The sequence below is a fragment of the Bacillus sp. UMB0893 genome, assembly GCF_002858905.1.
Lineage (GTDB): Bacteria > Bacillota > Bacilli > Bacillales > Bacillaceae > Bacillus_P.
In genome coordinates, this window is sequence record NZ_PKLB01000004.1 from 47,644 (window position 1) to 72,823 (window position 25,180).

Consider the following 25,180-nt stretch of genomic DNA (forward strand, 5'->3'; position numbering starts at 1 on the left):
AGTATACCTCCCTAATAATTGTCATATTAAGTCCTACTTTCCTCAACAATGTTTATTAATCAAACTCTCTTACCTTTGACTGTCTTCGTCACTTTTGTATTCTAAAATATCTCCAGGCTGACATTCTAATGATTTAGAAATCGCCTCTAGAGTTGATAATAGAATCGCTTTTGACTTTCCATTTTTAAATATAGAAAGAGTGTTTCAGGTTTCATGAAAAGCACCTCTCATAAGAATTGTTTATTAGATATTAACATTTTATTTATTGATAAACAATAAATTTTTATTAGTTTTTATAATATTTTTGTTGTTAATAATTAATTGAGGCCAAAATAAAAACATTCCTCTTTAAAAAGAAATGCTCTATAGGGTGTATCTCATGAGCCTCAATTGAATTACTGTTAATCACTAAAAAAAGCTAACTTTGTGTATAAAAAAAGTGAGCCGCAAAAGAGCCAAATATAAATTGAAGAACCTCATTTAGATGTGTCACGGTGAACCGTATCATAAGTAAATGAGGTTTTTGTGAAAAAAGTAACAGCACCCTCTAATTTGATGGAGAAGTGCTGTTTTGTTTTGTTATTTGAATGCCTAGATGAACAATTTGTTGCATGAATGGTTGTTTTCTTTTGCAATGAACATAATTTTTTTGTTCAATTAGGATTCTCTTATCCAAATGAATAAAACTATATACAAAAAATGGCTGAATTCCTTACATGTGCTTTTGCTTACTTTAATATTCTCCTTTAATTACAAAAAACGAGCCTCGAATTGTTCCAGCTAGTTTAGACTTCTGCCTAGCAAACTTAAACTTCCCATCTAACTCCTTTGGTACCTCCATCCCCTCAGAAAGCTTAAAACCAACGGCCCGCTTCTTAGGGTCATTAACCGTATACATGACGTTGACCCCAAGACCATCCTCATAAAAGACGTATGCAAATTTGATATTTTCCACTTGAAAACGCGACGTTTCTAAAGGTTTGGCCGCAAACTCAATATCTCGTTCTTCTTTCAAAATTCGGTTCACATAATCAAGGGTCTCCTGGCTTTCGCTAGCTGGTACGACCGTAAATTCATGCTTGTATTTGTTCATAAAGTAACGGGCTTCATTAGCACGTAAACCAGCAAGCGCTTCTACTACAGGAGAAGACTCTAAACCAATCGTAGACACATTTTTAAAATCAACGATATAGGACATTTCCATCCCTCTTTTTATTTCTTTATTTCCTAACAACAGGAATCCACATTTCACCAAATACTAAGCCGTTTCGTTGCCCCATCTCAACCGATGCATTTGGCCCGCCAACATAGGCAAAATTCTTTGCTTCTGGCAAGACTTGACCAAAGGCAATACCAGTAAGCATATTACTCAACTCTTCAGACGTCTGTGCTTCCCCTTTTACAACCAGGTATTCTCCTTTAGGAAATTGAATCACTCTGGATGCTTCTGGTAATGATGCCTCTGTCATGACGCCAGCATAATGCATCATCTTGATATTCACCGCTTCATTCACGACAAAAATGTAATCATTTGTGGCTACGGCTTTTAACATGTCGAGCCTTCCATCTTGTTTGACGGCCGACCAAAAGTCTGCCTTTTCCTTGTTTATGCCAGCATAGTCTGTGTAGTCGCTCTTAAGCTCAGTTCCGATACCTAAAACGGTAAAGCTTTCTTTTTCTTCTAGAGTATAATTTGTCATATTCAAACCATCCTTTTTTTAGAATTTATCAAATGATTTGTCTTTTCACTTGATAAGTTTATAATAATCTTTAATAGTGTCAAAAAATGATACTGTTTAGGAGGTCCAGATGAAAAAAGTTGAACGGATTAATATCATCATGCGGTATATCAACAACCGGTCCCACTTTACAATTTCTGAGATCATGCAAGAATTTAACATCTCTCGTTCGACGGCTATTAGAGATATCAGAGAAATTGAAGCCATGGGGATGCCGCTTGTCGCTGAAGTTGGAAGGGATGGGGGCTATTTTGTCATGAACAATTCTGTCCTGCCCACTGTCCGCTTTACCGATAATGAGATTAAAGCTCTCTTTATTGCCTTTATGGCCACAAGAAATCAACAACTCCCTTATCTTAAGAGTCGTCAGTCTTTAGCTGAAAAATTACTAGGTCTCATCTCAGAAAACCAGCAAGATGACCTTGTTCTTTTAAATCAAATCTTGCTTTTTGAAGGGACCAACCCAAATAATCCCGACCTGCTTGATCTGTCAGACCTCCCCCATCCTATGTTAGAAAAACTTATCCAAATCCTTCTTTTGGATCGTTATTTATTGATCACTCTCGAAGAAGTGAAGATAATAAAGTCTTACCCAATTTATCTCTTACACCTTTATCGTGAAAAAAGCCTTTGGCTGATTGAAGGCTTTGACTTGAAGGAAGAGAAGAGACAAATTTTCTCTGTCGACAATCTCACCAATGTCAAACCATACCCTACGAAAAAAAGATTAAGTAAGAAAAAGATTTTAGAAAAAATAAGTAAGCAGGAAGAAGAAATCAACCTTGTCCTTGAACTTGGTCCAAAGGCGATTGCCCAGTTCAAAAAATACCATCCTTTAAAAGTTTCAATATCCTATACGAATCCTTACCAAACTACAGCCATTCTAAAGACTTTTATCAATGTGAATAATTCAGAAGAATTGACCGAAATAATAAATTGGCTGCTTTTCCTAGGTGGGGATATCAAGGTAAGGGAAATGCCAGTAGAAGTCTTAGAAGGTTTGAAAGAGAGATTATTCCTATACTGTCCATAAGCAGTGCCAGTTAAAACCTCTAATAATTTTGAGTTTGACCAGTTGCCAGTTCCCCTATATTTTGCACACCCAGGATATATACATATATATGAATACTGAAAATACTTTGAGAGGGTAATAGCATATTTATCAGTACTATTCTTTATTGAATTTCTAATAAATTCGTTTTGGTAAACAAAGGTTAAACCTCATTTAGATTGCTTACGGTGAACCGTACCACAAGTAAATGAGATTTTTTCTATAATGTAAAAGAAACAAAGGGAAGCCCATTGTTTCTTATTTTTTCTTTTCATATATTAGGAGAAGTTTATTGTCTCTAGCCTCTTTAGAAATAGGGGCAGCTTGACCAGTTTGTGAAACTTGCGCTTTCCAATCTGTATGGTCAATCCATCCAAACCTTATTTTTTTTATCATAGGTTTTTTACTTGGATTTTCAACGTCAAACTTCTCTAAATTTACAGTTATATAATATCCTGATTTTGATTTACCAGAGTTATTATCACTGTTCTCCTGTCCGTAACTTCTATTTCCATATACATTGTTTGGGTTAGAAGATGTTTTAATTTCAACAGAGTAGTCATTATTAGGTATATAGACAACGTCCTTATCCTCTTTAATGATTTCTTTACGCCAATATTGTTGATAAATCTAATTAGCAATTATTATCATCGGAAAGCCTCCTTAGTATTCTTTAAGTAATAATATAAGAAGCACAGGGACGGTTCTTCTGCTTCCTATAATATAAGGAAGCACAGGAACCGTCCCGTTGCTTCCCAAATCTTGTTACTATTCCTTACAATATAACGTATAATTTACAATAGCAGAGCAGCACAATATACAGCATCAACGAAAGAAGTGATACAAATGAAAGCTCATCTAATCCACATGCGAGATAAGCTAAACAATATAAATAAACGCAATCGTTCTATTCGCTTGTTGAAGATCTATCAAAAATGGAGCTTTGACATGGTAGCGCTAAATAGCACTGAGGATAATGAAGATGCACAATCTATTGTAAGCAAAATAGCTCAACAGAAAACAAAAGGCAAGATTACCTTATTGAATCCGTCTCTAGATGACGAAAAATCTATGGTTTTATCAAAAAAACTAACTGATTTGTATCGTCAAATCAAAGCCATGGAAGATGAAACTGGTGTGCATGACTTCTATTTAGGATATCCCTTTCTCTCAGGTACTCTTCTAGATGGAACCTTTATTCAAGCCCCGCTTTTCTTGTACCCTATTCGATTGGAAAAAGATAATATCGCACGGCAAAGATGGGTCCTGCAAATTGAGGAAGGTGGTCCTCAGTTAAATAGGACACTCTTTTTAGCATTGAAAAAATTAAACAAATTAGGCTTCTCAGAGGAAATTTTTGAAGAGGCGGTATCCATTGCAAGCTCGATGGACTTTGTTAAAATAAAGGGTTTTCTTGAAAAACATCAGTTGAATGTTCAATTTAACGAGACCGGCTTAGGCAGGTTAACCGAATATAAGGCACAAGATATTCCCGAACTAGCCAATCTTACACTGCTGGAAAATGCGGTTATTGGTGATTTTCCACAAGGCGGCTCTTCCATCGTTCGTGATTACGATGAATTAATTACCCTTTCTGAAACTAGTTCACTTTCCTTAGTAGGAGAGATGATTCGTTCAGAAGTTGATCTTTCCATTGAAGCAGGTGTGCTAACTAATGGAATGGAGGAAATTGAAGAAGCTAGTAAAAAAGAGGACGTATTAAACCTATTACAAACAGACGGTTCTCAAGAAGAAATTATGCGAGAAGCTCTTTATCAAAAGGGATTGGTCGTTCACGGACCCCCAGGAACAGGAAAATCTCAGGTTATTGTCAATCTTATCACGGATGCGCTCCATCGGAAGAAAAAGATACTGGTTGTTTGTCAAAAGCGTGCTGCATTAGATGTTGTTTATCAACGGTTGAGCGGTTTGGGGCTTAATGACCATGTTGCTCTGGTACATGATGAAAAAGTCGATCGCAAACTACTTTATCAAAAGATTTCAACTGTATTAGAACAAAACGAAGTACAGTTTGCGGAAACTGTAGAAAAACTGATCGCAGTTACTTCCCGTTTAAATAATCAAGAAATATTACTAAATATAATTGCTAAAGCACTTTATGAAACGCAGCCGCATGGATTTAAATTATATGAACTTTATGGTTTTTCAAATCCAGTAACTGATACGAATAAAATTATTTCCTTAAACAGTGTACTAAATCGTCTAACGAGAGACTCTTTACGGGATATGACAGACGCTGTGTACAAATATGGAGAGTGGTACGAACGATTCGGACAAGAAATGTATCCATTACGTCATCGAAAGAGTTTTGCGGCATTCGATATGAAAGCGAAATTAGAAGCGATTGAAACGTTAGAAGGACTAATTCATAAAGCAAAACAAGCTGCAGATTATATTAAAGAGCTGGATATCGAAAAGATTACACCTGCTTACACATGGGAAGTGCAGCATCGGTTAGATAAAATCTATCCCGATCTAGATGAAAATCAAAAGCGTACACTCCAAGGGCTTCGAATTTTCTGGTGGACAACGATTACAGGAAAATCAATCATCGAAGAAATTATGAGCGGTGAAAAGTTTAAAGGAACGAGTTCCACAGAGTGGATAAAGATAAAACAGTCCTTGAAGATTATGCATGATTTAGGGAATTTAACGAAAGCTATGGCAGACGAAATAAGTTCCTTATCTACATTTATGCAAGAGGAACAGGTGAAAAAATTACAAGACCGTGTTGCAGAAGGAGACGTTCCATTAAAAGAATTGGATCTTTATTTAGAATATATTCATCGTGATTTCGATGATCTGAAATTAATGGATTTATTTTGGAAACTAGCACATGATGATGTGAAGATTGTGATCAATGCCCTGCAGAAAAAAGATTCTAATACAGAGAAGTCTTTGTCTGAATTTTGGGTTGATATTCTTAAGAATTCAGCATATATTCACTGGATTGATCAAATCGAGGCAAAATATCCAGATGTGCAGAAAATTTCTACAAATGAGTTTGGAAGAATACGCGAATCGTTTGCAAATCTATTAGAAGAAAAACGACAAGTAGCTGCAGAATATTTAGTACATGAGCTAACAAATAAAGTAAAGACTGTTCAACATGCTCAAGGCAAGTCGACAAAAGAGTTAAAACACCAGACAGGGAAAAAGAGAATGATCTGGCCTCTCCGCAAACTAGTTAATGACTTCGCGGATAAGGGGCTGGTTGATATTTTGCCGGTTTGGCTGTCCTCTCCAGAAATGGTGTCCTCTATTTTTCCTTTATCCGAGGGATTATTCGACGTCGTTATCTTTGATGAAGCCTCTCAGTTAACAGTGGAAAGCGGGATGCCTTCTGTTTACCGAGGTAAACAGATAGTTGTAGCCGGAGATGAAAAGCAGCTGCCCCCTTCCAATATGTTTCGAGCAGGATACGCAGATGAAGAAGATGAGGAAGAAGCGAAATTTGACACGGATGAATCTGTTAGCTTGTTAAATCTAGCGAAACGACGGTTTCCAGAAAAGATTCTACAATGGCATTACCGCTCTAAATATGAAGAGCTAATTAATTTTTCAAATCATGCTTTCTATAACGGTTATGTTCAAATTGCTCCAAACGTTACGCCATTTAAAGAACCACCTGCAATAGTCTGGAAAAAGGCAGATGGCAGATGGCTCAACCAATCAAACGAGATAGAAGCATTGGAAGTCGTTACGCAGTTAAAACATATGCTCCAAAAACAGTCTGGTAAAACATTAGGAATCATTACCTTTAACGCGAAACAGCAATCCAAAATACTAGATGTGATTGATCAAGTAGCTGCAGAAGATGAAGAATTTAGAACTCTTTATAATGAATTAATGTCTCGTGAACTAGATGAACGGTTATTTGTAAAAAATATTGAAAACGTACAAGGTGATGAACGAGATATTATTATCTTTTCCATAGGCTATGCCAAAAACGAAGAAGGCAAAGTATACAATCGGTTTGGGTCACTCAACCAAAGAGGCGGAGAAAACCGATTAAATGTTGCGGTTACACGTGCTAAAGAAGGGATTATTGTAGTTTCCAGTATTGAGCCAGAAGACTTAAATGTAGCCAACTCCACAGAACGAGGACCAAAGCTTTTAAAATCTTATTTAAAGTATGCAAAAGCCGTTTCTGAAAGAAAGATAGAAGGCATCCAAGCAGTTATTCAAGAAGTCAACGAAGCAGTAAGCACACATGCTGTACAACAAAGCCTTCATTTTGATTCTCCATTTGAAGAGCAAGTATATCAACAGCTTCGTAGTTTAGGATATCAAGTTACTACGCAAGTTGGAATGTCAGGCTATCGAATTGATATGGCCGTCGTTCATCCAAATGATCGTTCCAAATACATTCTTGGGGTTGAATGTGATGGGGCAATGTACCACAGTTCCCCCAGTGCGAGGGAACGTGACGTTTATCGTCAAAGGTATTTGGAGGCAAGAGGCTGGAAAATAGAAAGAATTTGGAGCAGGAACTGGTGGAAGAACCCATCCAATGAAATTGAGCGGATTGATCAGAAAATAAAAGAGCTTGTTCAAAAAGAAGCAAAAAAGAGTACCTTGAAGGTTTAGTAACTGTGTCCTTATTTACGTTGTATTGATTAGGCGGTAGTTTAATAGAAAAACAGGGAGTGGTTTCAAATGAACCCAATGCTGCAAATGGGTGGAAATACAGTGTTAAGTTCCCCAAAAGGATATGTGACGGTGAGCTATGATCGGTCTAATTTGATAGATATTTCTTTAACTGCATTCCTTTTAACTGATTCAGATAAAGTACAAGGGGACAGCGGGATTATTTTTTATAATCAGCCGGAGAGCCCTTCTGGTGTTGCAGCTCTGTTGCCGTCTGAGAATGCGGGGAATACGGTCGTACATAACCTTCGCTTTGATATGAGCAAAGCGCCTGCTGGGATAAGCAAAATAGCCATTACTCTCACAGAGGATAACCACACGGGGTTTTCGAATGTAAGGAATTTAAAAGCCCAGTTAGGCTCGGGTGATACGGTGATCGAGTTAACTCCCTCCAATTTTTCAAAGGAAAATGGGATTGTGGTTTTAGAGTTATATGTGAGGAATGGCCAGACAAAGGCAAAATCCATCTGGCGCGGTTTTGATTCCGGGCTTGAGGGTTTATGTAAGAATTACGGTGTGGAAGTGGAACCGGAAGAAGGAACTAAGCCATCCGAACCGAAACCGGTTCAAAAGCAGCCCTTCAAAGAACCTGAAAAGGCTCCGCCTGTTCCTGAAAATAAGATCATCCTTGAAAAGGTAAAGGGTAAGATCAATCTCGAAAAAGGGCAAAAGCCGGTGATCATTGAAAAAACACCGGAAATTACGGCTACGGTGTCCTGGAAGACTGGAACTGATTATGATATCTATGCGTTAGTCTATACGAAGGATGGCAAGCAGATCGATGTAGCGATGTTTGGGGCAGGCGGAACACCTCCGCTCAGAAGGTTTGCCAACGGAGCAGTGGAACATATGGGAGATGTCGGGAGGGATAACCGGTCAACGAAGACAGAAGTGATTAAATTAAGGTTAACTAACGATATCCTAGCAGTCGTGCCTGTCGTTTACTCTGCCCAGTCTAACGGAACGGGTTCATTCTACAGATACAAGGTGTCGATGAGCATCGATAATCATAATGGAACCTCCGTTACGATCTCCGCCAAACATGCCAATGACAACGACCGGATCTATACCTGTGTGCCGGGAATCCTTCATAACAAGCCGGATGGAGTGATCATTAGTCCGCTGGAGCTGTATAGTTTCCCGAACTCAGAGTATAGGCCTAAACTTAGGATGGGACCATCTAATATGGTAGAAGTAGTAATGGATGCAGGTCCGATAAATGATTACAAATAAAGTAGAAACATCTTAAAAAAGCGGACTTACCCAGTATACAGGTAAGTCCGCTTTTTGCTTATTCTAGATGGGAAGTTAGATAAGCCGTTATTGCCAAGGAATGTTATATTTTCAACAAATACAACGATCCTTTTACACAACCGTCCCAGCTTCAGCCAAAACTTTCTTTTCCCCACCCAACTCCGGATGCCCTTCTTGAAGCACAGAAGCACAGGAACCGTCCAGTTGCTTCCAAAAACCAAATAGGTGCTATCGATAATGAAAATAATACAGTGTTTGGAAGATTTTAAAAGCCTTACAGCTGAACTTTCGGATGAGTTCTTAGATTATTTAAAATCCGAGTTTTACAGCCTTTATGAATACCATAGTAATGGTGAATGTATAAAAGAGTTTCAGTTAGAAAACCATCAAACAATAGTGATAGTTGAAGAACCGAAGGAACTTGAAGCCTTAACTCAGAGTAAACTAGGGTTAGAATATATCGAAGAAATTACAATTGGGTCAGTTTCTTGTCTTAGAATAGGGTTTTTTCAATCAGAAGATGTACAATTATTTTACTTTCTAAAAAAGTAGTCTAAAATTAGTTCCCCCTCCAAACTTCATTAAAAGTGGTTGGTCTGACTATGAATTTAAAAGCTTCTTGAATCGAGAGATAAATGAGAAGAGAGTAATTATTCTGCCGATATGGTACGAGGTAACAATTGAAGAAGTTCGACAGTATAACCCGTATTTAGTTGACAAGTTTGCGTTAGATACGAAGAAATTTCCTATAGACGAAATTGTAGACCATATACACCAAGTTGTTATTGATTCTATGAGTGAAATTTAAATGAAGAAAACAATTTAAAACCTCATTTAGATACATCACGGTGAACCGTATCACAAGTAAATGAGGTTTTTAGCAGCCAAGGCAAAGCGTCTTGCTACTACATTGCAACAGCAGTTTTTGAATTTGATGGTGTTGCAACAATGGTACCACACCATCAGTAGACGACATTTCCAAATTGGCCAGTAGCTATGAAATAAATGCTCTCCAGTAACTATTAGGCTAATCGATCATTGACAGCCAACAGACGGTAAAGGACAAGCTGAAGATATTTTGGGGGAAAACAAGCTGATGAAATCATGGTAATTGCTATGAAAAAGGCCCTTCTGTATAAAATACAGAAGGGCTATTTTTATGGTAATCAAGAAACTAGCAACTTATCTTTACTTATCATCGTTTAATACGTGCAAGCAAAAATCTAGATCAACCTGTAGATGGTTCAGCATAAGTTTCTGTCTTTTTGACCATCCATTTCCTTTATAGCATTGGATATTTCTTCATGTTCATCAATTAGGAAGGGACATTGGAAGGAAATTAGTGATAGAGTAATACAAAGACTTCAAAATTTCGTTATTTTACCCCCATAATCCTTTTCGTATTAATCGTATTTTTATAATACGATCATACATAAAACATAAGGGGAATTATATGGAAAAACTAACCAAGGGAGCCCTTGCTATGGTATTAGCGGGATCTGTTACGTTTTCTGTCACCAACGCGTTGTTAGTCGATGAATCTTCTAAACGATTAACAAAAGATAATGCTTTAATTATATCCGGAGTCCAAAAAAAAGCGGATGTAATTGACCATGAAGAAAAAACGGTGAAAGATCAAACGCCAACATCTATTGTGAAAGACGGTCAAACGAAAATTTCTCATGATATTCCTGCTTCCCAAGATGCTTTTAAAAATAGAGACAAGAGTGATATTGCTATAGCAGACATTCAACAGGATACGGAAAAAATTAGCAAGAGTACTACAACAAATCCTGCTGTAAAAAAGGTAACTGTGACAGGTATAAAAGCACCAACGAGAACAACTGCATCCACGGCGACCGGAACTAAAACAACAAGTGTAACCACAAAGCCTGAGGCAACAACAAAACCTGCGACAAGTCCAAAAGCACCAACGAAGCCTGCGACAAGCCCAAAAGCACCAACGAGAACGACTGCACCCACGCCGACGGGAACTAATTCAACAACTGCAGCCACAACAACAGCCAACCGTGGACAACAAGTTTCTACAGCCGTACAAGAAAAGGCTGCGAGTCTTCGGGATCAAAAAGGAAACAACGGAAAGGAAATGTAATTCTTTCAAAAAGGATCACCAAAAGAAGGTGATCCTTTTTCTGTTCTAAATTATATAAAAAAAGGCCTTCCCCAAGTGGGAAAGACCTGTGCGAAGTTTCCATTAGATAGTTTCCTTAACCTCCACAATAGAGGTTTCCTGAGTTACATTACCTTTTCGTTTTAGTTTATTCCAACCAACGGTTACTCCCTTTATTGCCGAAAAGATGGATTTTATCACCACATAAGTCATAAGCTGTTTGTACAAGATACGTTGCAGAAACAATGAATGTAGTGGTTTAGGACTCTCTTTCTCCAAACCAAACGCATATAGTGAAGTAAAGAAATCCAGCAAGTAAAATAGAATAAACACAATAACTGCAATTTCAGGCTGTGTGTTAAAAAGGGCTATAATGAACAATATATCTGCAAGAGGAGATATTGTTTGATAAATATATTGGAAAAGCCACATGTTTGGAAGGGCGATATATCCTAATGAGTTATGTTTTTTATTGAATAAAGCCTCACGATGTTTCCATAAGCATTGTAACGTACCATAAACCCATCGGTAACGCTGTTTTGCCAAACTTTTAATATCTTCAGGCACTTCTGTAAAGGCATAAGCCTTTTCTTCAAATTCAATCTTTTTCCCATTGCGTAAAAGAGTAAGAGTGATATCGGTATCCTCTGCTAGTGTATCCTCTTTAAAGTATCCAACTTCTTCTACCGCCGTCTTTCTCCATGCACCGATCGCACCTGGTACAACCGTTATGCAATTGAGAGCTGCAAAGGCCCTTCTCTCTAGGTTAAAGCCTGTTACATATTCGATATGCTGCCAGTTTGTGAGGAGGTTCCCCCTATTGCCGACCTTTACATTACCCGAAACAGCAGCAACATTTTCATTATTAAAATGGTTAACAAGCAATGAGATGGCATTTTTAGCGATGAGAGTATCAGCATCAAGTGTAACCACAATTTCCCCTTTTGCTTCTTTAATGCCAAGATTAACAGCGGAAGATTTTCCTCCATTCGTTTTTTTAATTAATCTGACGAGTGGATGGTTTGCATATGTTTCTTGAACCATAACAGCAGTATGATCCTTTGATCCATCGTCGATAATCAGTATCTCGAAGGCGGGGTAATCGCTGGATAAAATAGAATTAACTGTTTTGCAAATTACTTTTTCCTCGTTATAGGCAGCAATAACGACACTGACAAAAGGTGTAAAGCTAGGGTCGATCTGGGTCTCTTTATACCTTTTTACCTGTTTTCTAGAAAGGAAAATGAAGATAGCCAGCCGCAAGATTCCTAAAAGGATAGCTGAGTAGAACAGGAAGCTTATTCCCAATTGCCAGCCTTGCATGACCTTGAATACAGCCTTGTCATAGACCGAATAAGGGCTGTTCTGATCAGCAGAGGGCATAACCTGACTTTTACTTTTTTCAATTAGATCAGCAATGGTGGTAAATGTGTAGCCGCGATTTTTAAGTTCTTTAATAATTATAGGCAGGGCTTTTACAGTGTTAGAACGGTCACCACCAGCATCGTGCAGCAAAATCACATTTCCTTCTGGCAGCTGATCCAATACCCGATTGACAATTTCATTACTAGAAAGTTTTTGCCAATCGCCAGAGTCAATCGATTTATCAACCATGGTATAACCCATTTCCTGTGCTTGCAATATAGGCACCTGTTGGCTCTTTTTACCCAGTTCCGTATCCGACACATAAGGCGGGCGGAAGAGGGTCATCGAATGGCCTGTAATTTCTTGAAATAGACGTTGATTTGCATTTAGTTCCATTCTCAAGCGAGATGGCGTAATGGACGAAATATCAGGATGGGTAAATGTATGGTTGCCTATTTCATGGCCTTCCTTATTTATCCTTTTAACCAATTCTGGATGCATCAAAGCATTCTCTCCAACAATAAAGAAGGTCCCTTTAATATGATTTTTGTCCAAAATGTCCAATATTTGTGGTGTATAGGTTGGATCTGGACCGTCATCAAAGGTAAGGACAACTTCCTTCTTTTGGGATTTTCCATACCGGGCCATCTCAAAAGGCTTTGGTAATTTATCATAGGTTTCAGTTATTACCAACCCATTTGAATCCAATTGAATCGTTCTTTCGCCTTTTTCGGATGGAGTAACTTTTAAAATCTCCCCGGCACCTGTATAGAGGCCAGATTCAGGACTTTCCACGGTTTTAAGGGCATTGGATGGATTAAGGATATCCTCTGGTTTGTTAATGTATTTCCAGATAGAAGGGTCTTCCGAACCGAGACGCCAAAGCGCTATTCCTCTTGAGCCGCTATCTATTGCCAACTTCATTTGATTATAAAATGTAGCAGCATCTAAAAACCAAACAATATGGTTTTTTCCGTTTTTCTTGTATCGTAAATAAGGGTTGCCTGTTTCCTTATTCCAATGGATTTTGAGATTGGTTCCACTGCCCAATTTCAAGATATCCCGGAACGTCATGTCAACTGCGGGCTTGCTGGAGTTTTCTTCCCAATCGTAACCGTAGCTTCCTAAACTCACAATCAATTTTTCGGAAGGAATATTGAGTTGGTTTAAACTCTCTTTCACCCAATCATTTGGAGCTACAGGTCCAGGGTTACTCATGGAGTGGTGCTGGTCATATAGCATGACAATCATTCGGTCTGTGCTTTTTGCTAAAGCTTCATAGTCAAAACTATTGTTATTCGGCGGGACATCCATTGTGACCATAAAGCCATGTTGATGAAATGCTTTATCAACTTTATCCATGAATCGAGTGAAATGATCTCTGTCATTTGGATTGATATCTTCAAAATCTATATTAATCCCGTCAAAGTCATTCATTCTCACATAAGACAGCATATTTTTAATAAAACGGTCTTCAGCACCGGGAGTAGTAAATAACCGATGCAGTATATCGCCATCCCACTTATTTTTGTTAAAATTGCTAACTAAAGGAAGAATCATAATATCATGTGCTTTTGCCTCTGTAACAATAGACCTGTCAATGCTTGTTTTAAGGGTAAGGTCAGGCGTTAGCTGCATCCACTCGGGCACTAATGTTGTAATAGAATCTATATTTTTATTGAAAGACGCTTTACTGTTTTTATCCCAATTGACATAAAAACCATAAACTTCTTGTTTGCTATCAATTTGTTTTCGGTTCAATCGCCCCATACTATTTTGTATAGGAGGGGAAGGGTTCGATTTTTGAACCTGCGAAGCAAGCTCTTCTTCATTGAAACTTGTATTAATCGGCTCAATCCCGCTCTCTACTTTGCTCTTATTGTACAATTGCAGTTCTGTGAATACTGGGTTAGTATTAAGACTTTCAATAAAAAAAGTTGAAACTAAAACAATTAATCCAGCAAAGCCTATACCCATTCTTTTAATAATGGACCAGCGTCTTTTTGAAGGATCAATGAAAACATGTTCTTGATTTCGCTCCCTTTTTTTCACACCTAAATTGTAAAACCAGTGGAAGAAAAAGTAGCAGACAAGGCCAATCAAGCCTCCAAAGGCCCCTGATACAAGGATTTTTGAAGATTGTATTTTAGTTTTGAGGTCAGAAAATAGCCAGTAATCTTCCATTTCAAGTAAATCTAGAAGGGGTAAATCACGAATATTAGGAATAAAAATAGTAATCAACGTTCCAAGGAATAAGGCGATGATATTAAGACGAAACAAAAGTGAAAAAGCAAGTAATAATGGAATTCTTAAACTATCTAAAGGTAAAAAGGCCAGAAAAAAACCAAGTGTGCTCGCAACCGCTCCTGCATTTCCAGTGACAGGTGCAAACAATGATCTGACAATCCACCTAAAAACTCGATTCACATAGATTCCTCCTCATAGGTGTAGTGTCGAAAAATGTATAACTATTTTTAATAAATTGATTTTATACAATTAAAATCTTATAAATATTAACAGTATTTATCCTAAACGTCGCATTTCCAACGGACTTTCGACAAAAAATGAATAACAACAAAATCTTAGATAGCTATTTTAAGATTTTGGGGGTAGACCGATAAATATTTTTAATTTTAAATGGTAATTAATTATGATTAGAGGTTTTTATGTAAAAGGGTGAGGTGTAAATATGAAAAGAAACGGTGCATATAAAAATGCACTATCCTTTTTCATACTATCTTCTAAAACTAAGAGGAAAAAGTAATCTATCAAAAGCGCCATTTATTGGGGGCCTTTTTATTTTTCCATCCGAATCAGAACAGGTTGGAATAAATAACAGTAGTATAATAGTGAATGAGGTGTTAATAGTATGAGTTCCTGATAATTCCTCTGAATAAAGCACAAATACCTTGTAACCAAATGGAAATATTTGTTTTTATGTGAATAAGTCGAAAATATATAAAGGTGAACAAAACCTTGTATATTTTCGACTTGATGGTAAAGTACCAGTTTATCATTCACATCTGTACTTGAACTCAGGCTCTGTCTGAATATAAAAAGCATTTCTTACTTGTGCACTCCAATTTGCAAAGGCTGATCTCCATTCAGGAGTGTTAAAGAATTGATCAACAGTTTGAGTTTCAGAATGCCAAACTATAAATAGGTTGAGTGGGGCAATTCCTCCTGCCCAAATTCCATTATTTGCGTCAGTATCTTCTTCCCTTACTAATAATAAGGGTAGACCAAATTGAAATGCCATTGAAGGTTCTACTTGTGAATAAACCGATCCTACCCAGAACGGAGTGGATGGTGGAAGGGGTCCTGCATTAACGTCAACTGTTTGAATTTTAAAACGACGAAGGTTTACTGCCAACATTCCATAGCTTGATGAAACTAACCTACGAATATCAGTTAAAATGGATTCGGGATAACTTTCGCTTAAAGGTAATGTACGCGGAAAAAGCAAAGCATTCTCAATTTCTAAAATTAGACGGTTTAGAAACCGTTGTTGGTTGTCATTTAAATGAGTTGTCGTACTTAAAAATATGGGAATACGATAAGCACGGTCAATACACTCTTGGTGTGCCGATTCTATTTTTGCTTTATCTTTACGTAAAGAGCTATGCTCATTATTACTCACTTTCTCACCCCCTTTTTTTAGTAGTATATGAAAAAGAAAAAATTGAGTTTGGACATAACAGGTAGATTTCATAATATAGGGGCTTTATAAAACAAAAATTAATAATTTTATCTAAATTTAATAAATTTATTTAATTTATCTGAAGAGGACATAAGTAATTCATCATTAGCTATCTAAAATAAGCTTTTTGAATGAAGTCAATGTTAGGGAAAATGCTATTTAGATATGAATACTTTGTGTTCAAAATTAACCATGTTATTATGTTTTGTTCGGTGAACCGTATCATAAGAAAATGAGGTTTTTATTATACCAAGCTGTATGGATGTCCTCATCCAGAATACAAAAGAAGATATGACAAGGCAGCTATTTTATTAACCAGAATTTTGGACAAATTCCCACTTAAGATGAAGATTATTTTTTTTGAGTTTTTTTATAGATGCTTTTAAAACCAAAAGACAACCGAGGTACTCCAAAAATTACTCGGTTGTCATTTGGTTTATTTATTTTTATATACCAATCGCCTCAATAACATTTCCAATGGACCATTCAGATTATTTTTTTCCAATAAAGTCGCCAAAACGACAGAAAGGGTCCAAATCCCCACTGCAATCATAGCAGCTATACCGTTACTCACATGTCCTCCTAAATCAAGTGCTACTGGTGATAGGAATAGAACGAGCATGGCCTCATTCCAAACATAGAATGTTAAAGAACGTTTCCCTAAAGCCATTAAAGAATGGCTAATGCGCCCTGGCTTTTTTAACCTTGCCCCAATTATTCCAAAAATTGTCGCATAGGCTAATCCTCCAGCGATTCCTGTTAACATATGGAGTCCGGATATTAAACCTGCTATAAAGAAACTAGGGTACCATAAGCTCCCTAAAAAGGATAAAGGTAAAGCTCCAACTAAGGAGACAGTCAATCCTATAAAGGTTATGAAATAAAGCGTTCTTAAATGTTGTTCAGGTTTTGTTAAAAACTGATATCTAGCAATCCACATTCCTACTAAAATGGAAGGAAGAACAGGAAACATAAAATGAATCATGATCGGAATTATAGGAAAAGAAATCAGGGTTAACATCGTTGTGCTTAGGTATGTGTCTGTGGCTGAAACCTCTGGAGCAAAACCATAACTTCCGATTTCTTGCATGTTGAAGCCCCATATTATAGGAGTAAAAAGACAATAGATTAAAGTGATAATCGTAAACGTTCGTATTAGTGCTTTGATCTCACGTGTTAATAGCCAGCTAACGAGAAGCCCGGCTACACCGTATGCCATTAGAATATCTTGACCGCCAATGAAGACCGCTAACATGATCCCAAATAGAATCAAATACCAAGAACGTCGTCGTATTGTTTTTAAGGCATCTCTTTCTCTTTTTCCTTTAGAGATTTGACTTTCAAATGACAGTACGAAACCATACCCTAATAATACTGCAAACATCGCTCTTGCCCGATTATCAATAAAGAACATGCCAAAAAGGTTCACGACTTGATCAAAGAAGCTTATGCTTTCCGCCCTTTGCATAATCCCAGGTTCAGAGGTGTACAAATACAGTGGGGCATGTGCGAGTGCAATGAGTAGTAGCATGGCACCTCTTGCTAGATCTAATGAAACGGCACGTTTTTTTCTTTCTGCTGTTTTATTGTTTAAGGGAACGGACATACTGATCTTCTCCTTGTTCTTTTACAAATACCCCTAGCTCGTAAATGCTTCGCTTTTTTAGTATTTTTTTCCCGAATTGCATTTCGTCTTTCATACAAAATAGTATTTACACTTGAACTGAATCGCTCATCCTCTACTTTCCATAGGCTATATTCCTGTTTATAAGGATCTTGTTCCACCCATGGGAAGCTGTGCATTAAAAAAGTATCTTTAATTCTACTTGGGCTAATATCAGATGTTTCACGTAACTATTCTCGATCTGCTTGATCCATGACGACTACTTGACGCATGTCTGCAAAAACGGCTTTTGCATGAGACCTTGTTATTTGTTTTTCTTGGTCATCCTTACTAATATAAATGCTTTCTGATGTAATTCTCATCTTTAAAGCTTCACTATAAATGGTTAAAGATAATAGAATTCCAACAATGACGCCAATAAACATAAAAATTACTGATAGCCAAAAAGGATTAATAGAAATTAAAAGCTCAAATTAATTCAAGCAGCAAAAGTTTCGTACCAAAAGTTTACTTTAAATTTAGAAAATTATATTTGCAATTTTGCTATAATGGAAACAACTATTCATTTCTTATAATGACATTTTATTTGAAAGTGGTGATATGTTTTGTTGAAGTTAGGTTTAAAATGTTCGTACTCTCCGGAACAATTGTATGACCGCTTACGATATAAGCCAGATATTATTGAACTGCATTTAAATGAGGACGATTTATTTAGAGACAAAAGAAAACAATTAGAAAATACCATTTCAATGCTTACAAACCAAGGTTGTGATGTATATTTACATCACCCTTCAAAATACAATGAAAGATATTTAGATATTTCCCACGAACGGAAAGAAGATTATTTTTTCTTTCATTTATCTACAAGGATTCTTGCCGATATTTGTTTATCACATTCTGTAAAATGTGTGATTCATCCTCATTATAAATTAACTTCCACCTCTGCTATTAATAAAGCAAATAATGATAATATGATAAAGGGAATAGAACAAATTTATCCTACGGAAAAGATGTTTTTCTATGGGAAAACTCCATTTATGGTCTTTTTACTGCCCAAAACCAGAATTGGTTCGAAGACATTGTTAGACCATTAAATTTGCCATTGGCTTATGATATTAGCCACGCCTTTATCTCCTTCAAAGGTGATAATAGATTATTGTTAGAGCAGATAGAAAAATTAGATTCATATATTCAATATTTCCACGTTGTAGATAGCAAAGGTCAGCAACATGATGGATTACAACTCGGAACTGGAAAGATTAATTGGGAACCCATTCTTCCTTTTTTAATGAACAGACCATATATCTATGAAATTAATCTTAAAGATATAACAGCTGCAGTCGAAATGTATGAAAGCCATCTTTATTTACTTCATCTATCAAAACATACATATTTTTAGGCAGTATGTATACCCCAGCTTAACTAATTTACACTATCCATCTGCTTTTCCAGTTGCGGATGACGGCCTTCATCATGCATTAATGCTAATTACATGGTGTATTTAATTAACTTATTAACTTAGATGTTTATAAGTGATATAAAAAATTAAACCTCACTTACATCCACCAAGGCGAACCTATCACAAATGACGCAAATTTTTAGTACTTGAGGTTCGGAAAAAAAGAGAAAGCCCAGCTCAATTCTGAGTTTAGAGAGCAGGGCTTTTCCAGCATTATAGTACCTAGATGCTACCTTTTTTCCTACTTTTAAAGAAATAACATTACATGCTGTTGACCAATAAGTTCAGAACTTCTCGTCCAATTCGCTGCTGGTCGCCTCTGATTCGCTGCACGCGGGCACTCTGCTCATAAATAACCTCCATTTATATTCGAGCTTCCTCACTGTTCACCGGCGAGTCCCGTGGAATTTCTTCGTATCCTTTTGGTTAAAGGTGTTCGCAGTTCGTTCCTTCCTCCATATACTGTCGGTGTTTTCCCACCCATTGATGCAGGCAGTTCGCACATTCGCTCTTCGTCTCAAAATTTTTATGTGTATCCTTGATCACTGCCAGGCCCTTTTTTTGCTCTAAGGAAGATGTAAGTATAGTGTGCCCCAAAAGTAAACCAGATTCCCGCAGCAAACAAAAAAACGGACCGAGCAGCCAGCTCTTGCTCTTTAAAGGCAGAACAGTTGTTGTATCCGGGTCAGGTAATGTTTCCATTTATGCGATCGAAAAAGCTAAGCAGTAGCAAAAAAATGATTACTAAGTGCTATAAGTCCACTTGCTTAAAGGGTGCCTTCTATGTGTGGAAAACGGTATAATAAGCTGGAAGAAGTAGACATTAAAAAGGCGCTGCATTGTGTTTTTATGGAATGTAGATAACTAAAATAACATTAATTTTTATGGTTTTTGTTTCTCATAATAAGAGAAAAAACAAAAAGACAAAAGAAGAAAAGGAGAAGCTATGACAAAGAGTAAAGAAGCAGGATGGAACTTAGATAATAGTTATGCCCGTCTGCCACAATTATTTTTTTCCAGCAACAAGCCGACTACTGTAAGCTCACCGAAGTTGATTATTCTCAATAATCGGCTGGCTGTATCCCTGGGTTTGAACGTTGAGGTGCTGCAAAGCGAAGATGGCATAGCGGTGCTTGCTGGAAACCAGATTCCTGAAGGTGCTGCGCCTCTTGCTCAAGCTTACGCGGGGCATCAATTTGGGCATTTTAACATGTTAGGGGACGGCAGAGCGGTGCTGCTGGGCGAGCAGATCCCGCCCCAAGGTGAGAGGATTGATATTCAGCTTAAGGGTTCAGGCAGAACGCCATATTCCCGAGGGGGGGATGGTCGAGCGGCACTCGGACCGATGCTGCGCGAATACATCATCAGCGAAGCCATGCATGCGCTTGGTATTCCTACCACCCGAAGTTTAGCAGTGGTGACATCTGGTGAGTCAATCATCCGCGAAACCGACCTGCCTGGTGCAATTCTGACCCGTGTGGCTGCCAGCCATCTGCGCGTCGGTACCTTTCAATACGCTGCAAAATGGGGCACTGTTGAGGACCTCCGGATCCTGGCTGACTATACACTAGAGCGTCATTTTCCAAACATTGAAGCTGATGAGAGCCGATATCTTTCGCTTCTTCAAGAAGTGATCAAACGGCAGGCTGAGCTTATTGCCAAATGGCAGCTCGTTGGCTTTATTCATGGGGTCATGAACACAGACAACATGACCATCAGCGGAGAAACCATTGATTATGGTCCTTGCGCCTTTATGGATGCCTATGACCCGGAAACGGTATTCAGTTCCATTGACATTCAAGGCCGCTATGCCTATGGCAATCAGCCGAATATTGCCGGGTGGAATCTCGCTCGATTTGCTGAAACCCTATTGCCTTTATTGCATGAAAATCAGGAGCAGGCTGTCAAACTGGCTCAGGATAAGATTTCAGATTTTCCTGAGTTGTATCACTCTAATTGGCTCGCGGGAATGAGAACAAAACTTGGGATATTTAACGAAGAGACTAATGATGAAGCTCTTATTAATGGTCTTCTCAGTATGATGAAGAAGTATCGTGCCGACTATACCAATACCTTCCGCGCATTAACTTTTGATACGCCGGATACGGTCCTGTTTGGGACTCCAGAATTCACTCAGTGGCATGAGCTCTGGCAGGCGAGACTAGGCAGACAGCAGGAATCGAAAGCCTCTTCGAATCAGTTGATGCAAAACAGCAATCCTGCACTAATCCCGCGGAACCACAGGGTAGAAGAGGCACTGGAAGCAGCAGTGGAACGAGGAGACTACGCCGTGATGGAACGGCTATTGGATGTTCTTTCAAACCCTTACGCACACTCCGCCGAACAGGCTGAATACTCCACACTGCCTGCATCAGCAACACCTTACCGAACCTATTGCGGTACATGATATGTAAGCATTAGAGAAATTGGCAACGGTTCTTTCTGTTTTTCTCAATCAAGTTGATACTTTGTTATATAATGCTGCCCTCTCTTGAGGCAGCATTATTTTCCATTAGTTACAGATTTCAGGAACAGTATTAGATGGTAAAGTGAGTCTTAAATAAAGCATCATATTATAGAAACTATAAAAATTGATAACCAAGAGAAAACTTTTAGAACTAGAATAATTGAAACAGGTGGATAAACATGGTGGGTTAGGGGCCTCTGAAAATGGTTATGTTGGGTCAAGCAACATTAAATTTGCACGCATGGTGGGATTGGATGATGTGTTTACGGTTGTCGGTCTAAAAGAGGACTCTCAAGGCAAAAATCAGTCATCTGCAAAAGCAAGTCAATGTGTTGATGATTATATAGAATTTATTTCAGAAGTGGAAAAAGATTTGCAAGATGCTCCAGATTTACTCGCTTTCTATCAATCACTCACTTCAGGGTACCGAAAAGATTGGGCTCGTTTTGTATATAGCGCTAAACAAGATGCGACAAAAGCAAAACGGCGTGATGAAATGAAAATGATTCTAGGTGAAGGTTACAAGAGCCGGGATTTATATCGCAGGGAAAAATAATGGTAGAAGCTCGAATGGTCACAACCCGGAGATAGCAAAACAATAGTGGGAGGCACTAAAAATAATTAATGCTATACTTGCTGGATATATTTGATATCTAAAAAGGAGTTAAATACCGCATGAAGTATATGAAATCACAGATGAAACAGCTGATTAAAGATAATGAAGAGCTGCAAAAGCGCTTAAAAGAGCTGATGAATGAACATAGTCTTGAGAAAAACTTTGCCCTTAAAGCTTTGTATCACGCAGAAGTTGCAGAAGGCGGAAAGTATCAGTTAGCATACCAAGCACTTGACTTGCCTAAAGGGTAGGTCATTTTATTGTTTAGAGACCAATGGATTGCTGAGAAAATAAGGCCTGCATAGAATGCGGCTGAAAGGCGAATAGCAGTAAAGAAATCCATATATAGGCAAACAAAGGCTCCAGCCGCAGCTGGAGCCTTACCTATTCCTTCTATAAAGCTTCCTTAATCACTTTCTTATAATACAGGACAGAAAGCACTCCAAAAATCGAGTACAGCCCCGTATACAAGACCATAACAATAATCATTGGACTCCAAACTTCTGCTCCGAATAGAAACCAGCCTGATTGCACGGCGAAATAACTGTGCAAGAGACCAATCACTAATGGGATCCCAAAACTGAAAAGCTGTTTGGCCTGTATGCCTTTCAGCAAGTCTCCCTGAGTAAATCCAAGTTTCCTTAGAATGGTGTAGTTCGGTTTTTCCTCTTCGCTCTCACCCATTTGCTTAAAGTATAGAATACAGCCAGATGTCACGAGAAAAGATAAACCAAGGAAGCCGACGATAAACATAACGAGTCCCATATTTTTCTTTTGGCTGCTGCTGATTTCGAGCTGAGAATCGTTTGGTGCGTTTTCATTCAGCTTCAATTTCTTAAACAGTGTGTTGGCTTCTTTTACTTCTTCTTGTTTTGCAATATCAATGCCGATATAGGTAGAAGCCGGCTGCTGAATTTCAGGGTTTATGTCTTTTTTCAGCCACTTAAAGACAGAGTCATCCACGATCGCAGCGGGAAATCCCCCATTGGTAAAATACCATGAGATCGGATAGTCTTTTTCTAATCCTAAATAGGTTTGGGGGATGGTTTTTGTTTTACCGATCAGCTCAATGTTTCCGGAATCGTTCATTGGCATGAACTTCTGGAGTAAATCGCTGTACCCCGTAAAGACAATCTCATTCTTTGATAGATCTTTTCCTTTGACCGATTTTTCACTGATGACAGGCAGAGTCATCTTATTTGGATCAAAGTTCATTTCATCCAGATTTGTATTCAGAATGTCCTTTACATTCACATCAGCCATGACAATCTCAATTTTTTCTTCTTTGAAAGCTATGTCATCAGCTCCAAGAGCTTTTTTAAACCGTTCAGCACTTTGATCATCTGTAATGGAAAAGTCAGCTGGCACTTGGTTCTGAGCTGTTTTTTCCGCAGAATAGTATGAAATGTAGCTCAAAGACAATAAGCCAATCGCAAGCGCCGACACGGTCGTAATGATCGTTAACAGCAGGGCGTTTGATTTCATCCGGAACATAATCGATGAAAGGGAAAGCACCTCGCCAACTTTTAAATATCCGTCTTTTTTCTTGCGGATCATATGAAAAATAAAGCTGACGGATCCTTTATAAAAGAGGTATGTTCCAAGAATGACAGACCCGAGTATAAAAATCATGGCACCAAAAAGAGCGGGCATGGTTTTGAAATCTCCGCCAAACAATCTTGATGAAACAAAGTAGCCTGCAGCAATCAAAATCATGCCAAGGATACCGATTGCAATCTCAAAGAAAGACATTTTTTTTACTTTCTCTTCTGCGGATGACAGAACTCTGAATAGAGCCAGAATGCTTTGTCTTTTAATAAACAGATAGTTCATCAGCATAATGAGAAGGTAAATCACGAAAAAAACGGCAAGTGTCTGCAGGAAGGCCTGCATGGAAAAATGAAGGGCTGCTACCTCGTCGACACCCGTTATCTTAAACAAAATCATCATAATTAATTTGGAGACAGAGAACCCAGTAAGAATACCGAGTATCAGTGATCCAAAGTAAAGAAGAAAGTTTTCTGCTGTTAGAATGCGGAAAATCTTATTTTTGGTCATGCCGATCAGCTGAAACAAGCCAATCTCTTTGCTTCGGCGTTTAATGAAGATGTTATTGGCATATAACAAAAAGATCGTAACGATTGCGACAAGCAGAATGGATGCTGAGCGAATCGCCGCTCCCCCTTTAATGGAGCCCTCCACTTGATCCATTGACGGGTCATATTGAAGGGTGACAAAAGCAAAATAAAGTGCCACGCTGAAAATCAGCGCAAAGATATAGAGATAGTAGTTCTTCAGATTTTTCTTCAGGTTCTGGAAGATGAGCTGATTAATGTTCATACTGCACACCGCCTAAGACGCCTTGTGTTTTGATGATATCTTTGAAGAAAGCCTGTCTTGTTTGCTCCCCTTTATTCAATTGTGTGTAGATTTGTCCGTCTTTTATGAAGATGACTCTGCTGCAGTAGCTTGCCGCTGCCGGGTCATGCGTGACCATGACAATCGTTGCTTTTCGTTTTTCATTTAGTTCAGTTAATTTATTCAGCAAATCTGCAGCGGATTTGGAATCGAGCGCACCCGTTGGTTCATCGGCGAAGATAATGCTGGGTTCATGAATGAACGCGCGGGCAGCTGACGTGCGCTGTTTCTGTCCGCCTGAGATTTCATTCGGATACTTGTCTTTTAACTCGTAAATGCCGAGTTCTTCAGCTAATGCATGGAATTTCTGGTCTGCTTCCTTTTTGGGTATTTTTGCAATGGAAAGGGGCAGCAGGATATTTTCTTTAACGGTTAATGTGTCCAGCAGATTATAATCCTGAAAAATAAATCCGAGATGATGTTTTCTGAATTCAGCAAGCTGTTTTTCTTTCATTGCAGTCATCTCTTTGTTTTCAATCTGGATGGTTCCCCCGCTTACTTTATCAATGGATGACAGGATATTGAGCAGCGTCGTTTTTCCAGAACCAGACGCACCCATAATGCTGACAAATTCACCTTTTTGAATGGTGAGATCAATTCCTTTTAATACTTCCTGTTTATTGAATTTATTTCCGTAGCTTTTATGAAGTTTTGCAGCTTCTAAAATGGCCATCGTTTCTTCCTC

The 25,180-nt window shown here is 38.1% G+C and carries 19 protein-coding genes and 2 pseudogenes; 11 read left to right on the plus strand and 10 right to left on the minus strand.

Translation table 11 applies throughout. The features are described from left to right. Positions 1–69: 69 nt before the first annotated feature. The 3 genes and pseudogenes from CYJ36_RS10320 to CYJ36_RS10330 form a co-directional block, all read right to left on the minus strand. Positions 70–198: pseudogene (locus CYJ36_RS10320) on the minus strand (helix-turn-helix domain-containing protein); the annotation flags it as partial. 535 nt (positions 199–733) lie between these two features. Continuing rightward, positions 734–1,198 (minus strand): phage tail protein, encoded by a 465-nt coding sequence (locus CYJ36_RS10325; protein WP_101567478.1) that lies wholly within the window; start codon positions 1,196–1,198, stop codon positions 734–736. A 22-nt stretch (positions 1,199–1,220) separates the two neighbouring features. Then, the gene (locus tag CYJ36_RS10330) at positions 1,221–1,700 is read right to left on the minus strand and encodes a GyrI-like domain-containing protein (protein ID WP_101567198.1); all 480 of its coding nucleotides are present in this window, start codon (positions 1,698–1,700) and stop codon (positions 1,221–1,223) included. Positions 1,701–1,809: 109 nt separating this feature from the next. Here CYJ36_RS10330 and CYJ36_RS10335 point away from each other — a divergent pair, with 109 nt between their 5' ends. Continuing rightward, complete coding sequence (locus tag CYJ36_RS10335) at positions 1,810–2,772, plus strand: helix-turn-helix transcriptional regulator (RefSeq protein WP_101567199.1); 963 nt, start codon at positions 1,810–1,812, stop codon at positions 2,770–2,772. A 276-nt stretch (positions 2,773–3,048) separates the two neighbouring features. Here the strand turns inward: CYJ36_RS10335 and CYJ36_RS10340 are convergent, their stop codons facing one another. Further along, the gene (locus CYJ36_RS10340; protein WP_101567200.1) at positions 3,049–3,420 is read right to left on the minus strand and encodes a ScaI family restriction endonuclease; all 372 of its coding nucleotides are present in this window, start codon (positions 3,418–3,420) and stop codon (positions 3,049–3,051) included. Between the two features lie 237 nt (positions 3,421–3,657). On the opposite strand from CYJ36_RS10340, the gene CYJ36_RS10345 reads away from it, so the two are divergent. The 5 genes from CYJ36_RS10345 (at position 3,658) to CYJ36_RS10365 (ending at position 10,828) form a co-directional block, all read left to right on the plus strand. Beyond that, on the plus strand, positions 3,658–7,401 hold the full coding sequence (locus CYJ36_RS10345) for an AAA domain-containing protein (protein WP_257962447.1): 3,744 nt from the start codon (positions 3,658–3,660) through the stop codon (positions 7,399–7,401). A gap of 69 nt (positions 7,402–7,470) precedes the next feature. Beyond that, on the plus strand, positions 7,471–8,694 hold the full coding sequence (locus tag CYJ36_RS10350; RefSeq protein WP_101567202.1) for a TerD family protein: 1,224 nt from the start codon (positions 7,471–7,473) through the stop codon (positions 8,692–8,694). A 258-nt stretch (positions 8,695–8,952) separates the two neighbouring features. Beyond that, positions 8,953–9,267: a hypothetical protein gene (locus CYJ36_RS10355; RefSeq protein WP_101567203.1), complete on the plus strand. Its 315-nt coding sequence runs from the start codon at positions 8,953–8,955 to the stop codon at positions 9,265–9,267. Between the two features lie 67 nt (positions 9,268–9,334). Next, positions 9,335–9,523: a hypothetical protein gene (locus CYJ36_RS24060; RefSeq protein WP_219621083.1), complete on the plus strand. Its 189-nt coding sequence runs from the start codon at positions 9,335–9,337 to the stop codon at positions 9,521–9,523. Between the two features lie 645 nt (positions 9,524–10,168). Further along, on the plus strand, positions 10,169–10,828 hold the full coding sequence (locus tag CYJ36_RS10365; protein ID WP_101567204.1) for a hypothetical protein: 660 nt from the start codon (positions 10,169–10,171) through the stop codon (positions 10,826–10,828). A gap of 102 nt (positions 10,829–10,930) precedes the next feature. On the opposite strand, the gene CYJ36_RS10370 is transcribed toward CYJ36_RS10365, so the two are convergent. The 4 genes and pseudogenes from CYJ36_RS10370 to CYJ36_RS24640 form a co-directional block, all read right to left on the minus strand. Continuing rightward, positions 10,931–14,638 (minus strand): polysaccharide deacetylase family protein, encoded by a 3,708-nt coding sequence (locus CYJ36_RS10370; RefSeq protein WP_101567205.1) that lies wholly within the window; start codon positions 14,636–14,638, stop codon positions 10,931–10,933. 586 nt (positions 14,639–15,224) lie between these two features. Further along, positions 15,225–15,851, minus strand: coding sequence for a hypothetical protein (locus CYJ36_RS10375; RefSeq protein ID WP_101567206.1), 627 nt, complete (start codon positions 15,849–15,851; stop codon positions 15,225–15,227). A 496-nt stretch (positions 15,852–16,347) separates the two neighbouring features. Next, positions 16,348–17,517, minus strand: a complete 1,170-nt coding sequence (locus CYJ36_RS10380) for a DUF418 domain-containing protein (protein ID WP_101567207.1) — start codon at positions 17,515–17,517, stop codon at positions 16,348–16,350. Then, a pseudogene (locus tag CYJ36_RS24640) lies at positions 17,495–18,005 on the minus strand (YqeB family protein); the annotation flags it as partial. The pseudogene CYJ36_RS24640 and the gene CYJ36_RS10380, both read right to left, overlap by 23 nt. A 138-nt stretch (positions 18,006–18,143) precedes the next feature. Here CYJ36_RS24640 and CYJ36_RS10390 point away from each other — a divergent pair. The 5 genes from CYJ36_RS10390 to CYJ36_RS10410 all read left to right on the plus strand — a co-directional run bounded on the left by CYJ36_RS10390 (position 18,144) and on the right by CYJ36_RS10410 (position 22,328). Beyond that, a complete protein-coding gene (locus tag CYJ36_RS10390) occupies positions 18,144–18,629 on the plus strand; it encodes a hypothetical protein (RefSeq protein ID WP_142382700.1) in 486 nt (161 codons plus the stop codon). Positions 18,630–18,637: 8 nt separating this feature from the next. After that, positions 18,638–18,934 carry a hypothetical protein gene (locus CYJ36_RS10395; RefSeq protein WP_219621084.1) on the plus strand — a complete coding sequence of 99 codons (297 nt, stop codon included), beginning with the start codon at positions 18,638–18,640 and terminating at the stop codon, positions 18,932–18,934. 1,006 nt (positions 18,935–19,940) lie between these two features. Then, complete coding sequence (locus CYJ36_RS10400) at positions 19,941–21,401, plus strand: protein adenylyltransferase SelO (protein ID WP_101567210.1); 1,461 nt, start codon at positions 19,941–19,943, stop codon at positions 21,399–21,401. A gap of 229 nt (positions 21,402–21,630) precedes the next feature. Then, the gene (locus CYJ36_RS10405) at positions 21,631–22,017 is read left to right on the plus strand and encodes a YdeI/OmpD-associated family protein (RefSeq protein WP_257962461.1); all 387 of its coding nucleotides are present in this window, start codon (positions 21,631–21,633) and stop codon (positions 22,015–22,017) included. Positions 22,018–22,136: 119 nt separating this feature from the next. Beyond that, positions 22,137–22,328: a hypothetical protein gene (locus CYJ36_RS10410; protein ID WP_101567211.1), complete on the plus strand. Its 192-nt coding sequence runs from the start codon at positions 22,137–22,139 to the stop codon at positions 22,326–22,328. A 142-nt stretch (positions 22,329–22,470) separates the two neighbouring features. Here CYJ36_RS10410 and CYJ36_RS10415 read toward each other — a convergent pair whose 3' ends face one another. Continuing rightward, positions 22,471–24,417: an FtsX-like permease family protein gene (locus CYJ36_RS10415; protein ID WP_101567212.1), complete on the minus strand. Its 1,947-nt coding sequence runs from the start codon at positions 24,415–24,417 to the stop codon at positions 22,471–22,473. After that, on the minus strand, positions 24,407–25,168 hold the full coding sequence (locus CYJ36_RS10420; RefSeq protein ID WP_101567213.1) for an ABC transporter ATP-binding protein: 762 nt from the start codon (positions 25,166–25,168) through the stop codon (positions 24,407–24,409). Before CYJ36_RS10420 ends, CYJ36_RS10415 begins: the two co-directional genes overlap by 11 nt. Positions 25,169–25,180 lie beyond the last annotated feature (12 nt).